Source organism: bacterium, assembly GCA_030654305.1.
Taxonomy (GTDB): domain Bacteria; phylum Krumholzibacteriota; class Krumholzibacteriia; order LZORAL124-64-63; family LZORAL124-64-63; genus PNOJ01.
Genome location: JAURXS010000084.1, coordinates 1 through 1,744 on the forward strand (window position 1 = coordinate 1; position 1,744 = coordinate 1,744).

Below are 1,744 nucleotides of genomic sequence, written 5' to 3' on the forward strand. Positions count from 1 at the left end.
CTGCGGCGGCGCGGGGTGACCGCGCCCATCCCCTGCGTGTGGTCGGAGGAGGAACCCGCGGAGGCGCTGGCGCCCGACACGGCGGACCCGCGGTTCGACCGCGGCCGGATCCGCAACCGGCTGCCGAGCGGGATCGCGCTGCCGGGGATCTTCGGGTACGCGGTGGCGTCGCTGGCGCTGGACCTCGTGACGGGACGGACGTCGGGCGGCTGAACGGTCAGTCGTCCCGATCATTCGTCCCGATCAATCGTCTCCCGCCCGCATCCGCCGCATGGCCTCCTCGGCGGCGCGCTCGAGCTGCTGCGGCGTCATCTCGTCGACGCAGGCGGCCACGGCCCAGCGGTGTCCGAACGGGTCGAGCAGCTCGCCGTGGCGGTCCCCCCAGAACGTGTCCTGCACCGGCATCGTCACCTTCGCGCCGGCGGCGACCGCCCGCGCGAACGTCTCGTCGGCGTCCTCCACGTACAGGTGCAGGGTGCAGGGCGAGAGGTTCTCGTAGGGCGCGTGCGAGCCCCACTCCGGGAACGCGTCGTTGACCATCAGCACCGAATCGCCGATGCGCAGCAGGGCGTGGGCCACCTTGCCGCCCGGTCCCTCGTGACGGCGCAACAGTTCCGCCCCGAACGCCAGCTTGTAGTACTCGATGGCGCGGTCGGCGCCGTCGACGGCGAGCTGCGGGGTCAGGCTGTGGAAACCGGCGGGCAGACGGGTCGCGGACATGGGTGCCTCCTGGTCCCGGACGGGCGTCGCGCGGGCCGGGGCATCATACCCGATGGGCGCCCGGCGCGCTCCAGGAATCATCGACCTCCGGGCGCTTCCCGCCGCAGGATCGGGGCCGCCCGCGCGTACGGCCGTCCACACCCCCACTTCCCGGAAGGACCCGTTCATGAAACAAACCAAGATCGTGCTGCTCGGCATCCTCGCCGCGGCGTTCCTGCCGTCGGCGCTGATCGCCGACGACAAGCCGGCGGCGGCCCCCTCCGGCTTCAACGGCGCCTGGACCCTGGACGTCGCCCGCTCCGACGATCCCGCCAAGCTCATGCCGAAGACGGAGGCCCAGGCGGGCCGCATGGGAGGCCGGCCCGGCGGCGGCATGGGCGGTGGACCGGGCATGGGAGGCGGCGGCGGCGGCATGGGTGGTGGGCCGGGCATGGGTGGCGGCGGCGGCATGGGCGGCGGCGGCCAAGGCAACACCCGCAGCGGCAAGTTCGGCGGCGAACAGACGGACCAGCAGCGCCCGGGCGGCGGCGGGCCGCCCGAGATGGCCGGCGGCCGCAAGCGCCTGGTCATCTTCCACGAAGGGCCGGAGTTCGACGTGACCGACGCCATGGAGATCACGCAGTCGCTCACCACCGACGGCCGCAAGGCCGAGCGCTGGACGCACCGCGGCCAGGTCTTCGAGTCGGCCGGGGTCGAGGGCGGCAAGGTCGTCGTGCGCAGCGAAGACCAGTCCGGCGGCGCCCGCACGACGGTCTACGAGCTGAGCGCCGACGGGAGCGAACTGACGGTCGTCACGACCTTCAAGCCGCCGCAGGCGGACAAGGAGGTCACCCTGCGCTCGGTCTACAAGCGGGAAGCGGGAAGGAAGTAGCGCTACTCGTACAGGTCGTGCGCCCCGTCCCGCGTCGCCTGCAGGCGGCGCCGCAGCGACTCCTTGGCCGCCCCCTCGGGGAAGGCCGCCAGCTCCCGCTCCACCAGCCGGCGGCCGGCCTCGCGCGTGGGCGGGGACGCGTAGTCCTGCAGG

Annotated in this window: 3 protein-coding genes; 2 read left to right on the plus strand and 1 reads right to left on the minus strand. The window is 73.6% G+C overall.

Annotation, left to right across the window (positions count from 1 at the left end; genetic code table 11):
• Positions 1-213, plus strand: a 213-nt coding sequence (locus Q7W29_02275; GenBank protein ID MDO9170637.1) for a hypothetical protein, incomplete at its 5' end; no start/stop codon positions are given.
• 30 nt (positions 214-243) lie between these two features.
• Here Q7W29_02275 and Q7W29_02280 read toward each other — a convergent pair.
• On the minus strand, positions 244-720 hold the full coding sequence (locus Q7W29_02280) for a VOC family protein (GenBank protein MDO9170638.1): 477 nt from the start codon (positions 718-720) through the stop codon (positions 244-246).
• A 166-nt stretch (positions 721-886) separates the two neighbouring features.
• On the opposite strand from Q7W29_02280, the gene Q7W29_02285 reads away from it, so the two are divergent.
• Complete coding sequence (locus Q7W29_02285) at positions 887-1,591, plus strand: hypothetical protein (protein ID MDO9170639.1); 705 nt, start codon at positions 887-889, stop codon at positions 1,589-1,591.
• Positions 1,592-1,744 lie beyond the last annotated feature (153 nt).